At 67.6% G+C, this 4,388-nt stretch carries 5 protein-coding genes and 1 pseudogene; 3 read left to right on the forward strand and 3 right to left on the reverse strand.

All coding sequences use genetic code 11. From position 1 onward, the window contains the following. The first annotated feature begins 9 nt into the window (after positions 1 to 9). Positions 10 to 165, forward strand: coding sequence for an acyl carrier protein (locus ACIPEK_RS46215; RefSeq protein WP_402008937.1), 156 nt, complete (start codon positions 10 to 12; stop codon positions 163 to 165). A 59-nt stretch (positions 166 to 224) separates the two neighbouring features. Next, the gene (locus ACIPEK_RS46220; RefSeq protein ID WP_402008926.1) at positions 225 to 1,049 is read left to right on the forward strand and encodes a class I SAM-dependent methyltransferase; all 825 of its coding nucleotides are present in this window, start codon (positions 225 to 227) and stop codon (positions 1,047 to 1,049) included. A 187-nt stretch (positions 1,050 to 1,236) separates the two neighbouring features. Here ACIPEK_RS46220 and ACIPEK_RS46225 read toward each other — a convergent pair whose 3' ends face one another. The 3 genes and pseudogenes from ACIPEK_RS46225 to ACIPEK_RS46235 form a co-directional block, all read right to left on the reverse strand. Further along, positions 1,237 to 1,371 (reverse strand): hypothetical protein, encoded by a 135-nt coding sequence (locus tag ACIPEK_RS46225; protein WP_402008929.1) that lies wholly within the window; start codon positions 1,369 to 1,371, stop codon positions 1,237 to 1,239. 148 nt (positions 1,372 to 1,519) lie between these two features. Further along, the gene (locus tag ACIPEK_RS46230; RefSeq protein WP_402008932.1) at positions 1,520 to 2,017 is read right to left on the reverse strand and encodes a hypothetical protein; all 498 of its coding nucleotides are present in this window, start codon (positions 2,015 to 2,017) and stop codon (positions 1,520 to 1,522) included. Between the two features lie 315 nt (positions 2,018 to 2,332). Continuing rightward, positions 2,333 to 2,482 (reverse strand): annotated as a pseudogene (locus ACIPEK_RS46235) (ABC transporter ATP-binding protein); the annotation flags it as partial. Between the two features lie 186 nt (positions 2,483 to 2,668). Between ACIPEK_RS46235 and ACIPEK_RS46240 the strand changes: the two are divergent. Next, positions 2,669 to 4,030 (forward strand): alpha/beta hydrolase family protein, encoded by a 1,362-nt coding sequence (locus tag ACIPEK_RS46240; RefSeq protein WP_402008935.1) that lies wholly within the window; start codon positions 2,669 to 2,671, stop codon positions 4,028 to 4,030. Positions 4,031 to 4,388 lie beyond the last annotated feature (358 nt).

Raw genomic sequence — 4,388 nt, forward strand, 5'->3', positions numbered from 1 at the left:
CTCCTCGCCATACGCCTCACCAACCGCATCAACACAACCCTCAACACCCACACCACCATCCACACCCTCTTCCAACACCCCACCATCGCCGACCTGGCCAATCACCTCAGTGAACCGCGCCGTGAGCGGCCAGCACTCCGGCGTCGGACCGGTCCGCGTCCGTGATCTGTCATCTGTCATCTGTCATCTGCTCGTGACTTTCCGCGTCGTCCAAGGAGTCAGAAGTGTTCGTGCCCCAGATCCTCGTCAAGAGCGAAGAGATCTTCGAACCTGAGTCGCACATTTCGCAGTACGACCGGGCGCGGGAGATCTCCAAATATCTACTGATGCACTACGGCGTGGTCGACGACGCGTTCGAAAGAGCCGATCATCCGCTCGCCGCAGCACACGGCTATCCTCGCCGGCTGTCGGAAGTGCTTCGGGCGAGCGCCCAGTCGACCGGTACCCGTGTCCGTACCGCCCTCGACGTGGGATGCAACGTCGGCGGGGTCAGCCACGCGTTGAGCACCTGGGTCGAGGACCGAGTGGTCGGAGTGGACATCAGCCGACGGTCGATCGAGGTGGCCAAGGCCCTGACCATTGGTGGGGGCGGGGTGTTCAGCATCGTGCAGCAGGGGCCGTTCACCAAGGACGTCGAAGTGCGGCTCCCGGACGCGGATACGTGTGCACGCGTGGAGTTCGAGGTCGGGGATGGCGCGGACCTGCAGGCGATAGATGGCACCTTCGACGCCGTGCTGCTGTCGAATGTGGTGGACCGGGTGGCCGATCCGGCGCTTTGCCTGCAACAGTTCGGCGCGTCGGAACGGACTCTGCGCAGCGGTGGACTTCTCATGATCGCTTGCCCGTGGTCCTGGTACCCGGAGTACAGCCCCCCTGGTTCATGGCTGGGGTCCGCGTGGGACGCCACACCTAGCGAAGAGGCGGTCAAGACACTATTGGCCAACGACTTCGATCTCGTCACCGAGGTCGACGAGCCATGCGTCCTGCGTCAGAACCCCCGCGAGTACGACTACTTCGAAGCACACGTCACTGTGTGGCAGAAGCACTAACTTGATCTTAAACGTTCGGCGTCGAATGGTACGTCGAAATCGATCACTCGGTTCGGTAACCGGCGTACGCGGAAGCGGCCTTCGTCAGAACATGTGATCCGACCAAGGAACACACACGTCCAGCGCGCAGGCCGTGAGGATGAGTCTGCTGCATCACGATGCCGGTCAGGAGGCGGTGGCACAACTGTCATTCTTCCGGGGCGATTTCCACTCCTGTCTCACCGCTCGTACGGTGGGCGCGCGCCAACAGCGGCCGGGCGCGCCCGATCAGGGTGCGCCACGGCCGCCCGGCCGGCGTGGTGGCGGGCGCGGTCTCCGTCATCCGATGCCCGGTTCGGACGGGCCGAGGGGCCGCGCCCCGACAGTGGGCCCCAGGGTTGACGCGCTCCGGGGTCCGGGCCGTCGGGGCGCGGCGTCCCCGCGCGTCCACCCGAGCCCGTCGCCGGATCCGGCCGTATCCACGCCGGCCACTATGCGTCCCGCCGTTTCAGTGCCACTGCGGCTCCGGCGAAGGCTACAGCCGCGTACAAACAGCAGACCGCGAATCCGGTCCACGGCGCCAAGGTATTCGGGTCCGATTGGAGAACGGCGAGCGCGTGTCCGGCGTTGCTCGGCAGGTACGGGCCGACCTGGTCGGCCCGGGAGGACGGGAGAGCCTTGACAAGTTCCGGCAGGACCAGCAGCAGACCGAAGACGGTCGTCATGCCTCCCGCTGTGTTGCGGACCAGGGCGCCGATCCCGACGCTCAACAACGCCACCACCGTCATATACAGACCGTTACCGAGGACGGCACGAGTGACACCGGGGTCGCCCAGCGAGGCTCCAGCGCCCGTGGAGGACATCAGCGTCCGGTCGGCCAGGAACGCCATCAGGGACGTGGTGGTCATCAGCGCCCGGGCCACCGCCCCGTAGACGGCGGCTTTCGCCCACAGGACCGGCAATCGGCGCGGTACCACTGAAGGTCGCACGGATCATTCCGGTCGAGTATTCGCCAGTGACTACCGGCACACCCATGACGCCGACCGCGAGCTGTGCCAGGAAGAACCCGATCAGGCTCAGTGCTGTCGGGTTGACGGCCGCCCGCTCGGCCGCGCTGATGTCGGACCAGTGGGCAGCAGTGACGGTCGAGAAGAGCGGGCCCATCCCGGTCATCGCAACGGCGGCGGCGAGCAGTGTGAGGAACGTCGAGCGCAGAGTGCGGAGCTTGACCCACTCCGAGTGCAGCACCCGCGTCCGGGTGAGGTGGCCGCGCGCAGCGGCAGGGCGGGGAAGAGTATCAGTGGTCATGCCACACGCCCTTCGGTGCCCACGCCCACCGGAAGCCGGTCCGGAGTGTGGTACTCGACCGCGTCGCGGGTCAGCTCCATGAACGCCTCTTCCAGCGATGCCTGACGCGGGGTCAGTTCGACGAGTGCGATCCCGTTGTCGACGGCGACCCCTGCGGCGAGGGCGCCCGGTGCGCCGACTCTGGAACACGGGGTTTGGCCAGGGCGGGACGGGGCGGTGGCCAGGATGCGACTGGGGCTGATGTGCCGGACCGGCCGCGGCACCTAGCGTCCCGTGCCACGCTCAGAACTTCCGTAACACCGACCGTTGCCCTGCTCACACTCGCCCTCGCATTGCCGACCGCCGCCACGTGGCCGGCCGCCGCGCCCCCGACCCATGCGCCCGCCGCCGCCCTCGTCCACAGCGACACGGACACACGCACATCGCTTCGCCGCCCCACCGGCCCGTACACGGTCGGCCACGACACCCTCCACCTTGTCGACCGTGCCCGCCGGGATCCGTGGGTGCCGGATGCGGCTCGTGAGCTGATGGTCGGCATGTTCTACCCCGCGCTCCCTGGCACCAGTACGCCGGCGCCGTACGCCACAGTGCAGGAGGCCCGGCTGCTCCTGCAGAACTATGGGTTGGAAGACGTCTTCCCCGCCGAGACCTTGAGCGCCACGGCCACCAGCGGCCGCGTCAACGCCCGGCCCTCCCGCGGCCGGTATCCCCTGGTGGTGCTCTCCCCAGGGTTCGGCGTCTCGCGCTTCACCCTCACCGGCCTCGCCGAGGAACTCGCCAGCCGCGGATACGTGGTCGCCGCGGTGGACCACGCCTACGAGTCCATCGGCACTGCCTTCCCCGGTGGCCGGATGCTGACCTGCGTCGCCTGCGCGAAGGCCCAGAGCGAGCAGGACATGGAGGCCGTCACCGCCAGCCGGGGCAAGGACGTGTCCTTCGTCCTGGACCGGCTCGCCGGGCCCCGCCCGACCTGGCGGTACGCCGGGCTGATCGACAGGAACCGGATCGGCATGGCCGGTCACTCGGTCGGCGGTGCGAGCGCGGCGGCGGCCTTGGCGGGCAACCGCCGCATCCGGGCGGGCGTCAACATCGACGGCGCCTTCCATGCCGCCGTGCCCGCTGACGGACTCGGCGGCAGGCCGTTCATGATGCTCGGCACAGACGACGAGACGCACCGTCCCGGCGGCACGGACGCGAGCTGGGACAAAGCGTGGAACCGGCTGGACGGCTGGAAACGCTGGCTGACCGTCGCCGGTACGAACCACTCCAGCTTCTCCGGCATCCCCGTCTTCCTGGACGAACTCGGCCTGCCCGGCGCACAGTCGCCGCAGGCCCTCTCCGGCAGGCGCTCGATGGAAATCACCCGGGCGTACGTAGGAGCCTTTTTCGACCGGCAGCTGAAGGGCATCCCCCAGCCGCTGCTGGACGGTCCAGCGTCGGCCGAACCGGAGGTCACGTTCAACAATCCCCGAACCGATTACGGAGCGGCCTCGGGATGCCACGGCCATCGCGCCGTGCGGGGCCGCAGGCACTGCGAAGAAGTGGCCGTTGCGCATCGTCAGAAGAGACGCTTCCTCCGCGACATCGTGCCGCCGGGTCACACAGCCCGAAGGTACGGGGCGGCATCCGACCCCGCACCGGATCAGGGCCGAACACGGTCCCGGCCACACGCCACCGAACCGGGGGCGGCATAGGTAAACACCCAGTCATCACGTGTGGCTCCGGGGAGCCAGGAGGGTCGGCATTGTGGGGTCACCACAACGCCACGCTTCCCGTAGATGACATCGCCCGCCGCCGTAAAACATGTGCCGATCACCAGCACGTTCACTCCACCACTACGAGTCAGCAAGGGTCCCGACCCCGTGGAGCCACCCCGCTCATCACAGTCAGCAGACCAGGCAGGTGACCCACCAGAGCCTGACGCACCATCAGTAAAGTCAGCATTGGGTCTACTAAACCTTGATCCACCGAGGGGATTTGAGAGTGGTTTTTTGATCGGTTTCGGGTCGGGTGGCCGGGTGAGGGCAGGTTGTGTCCGCTGGTCTGCCCAGC

The organism is Streptomyces sp. NPDC088246 (genome assembly GCF_044741025.1).
Taxonomy (GTDB): domain Bacteria; phylum Actinomycetota; class Actinomycetes; order Streptomycetales; family Streptomycetaceae; genus Streptomyces.

Excerpts from the sequence above, each read along its gene's own strand:
- ACIPEK_RS46225 (WP_402008929.1), bottom strand. The coding sequence starts at position 1,371 with ATGACGGAGACCGCGCCCGCCACCACGCCGGCCGGGCGGCCGTGGCGC.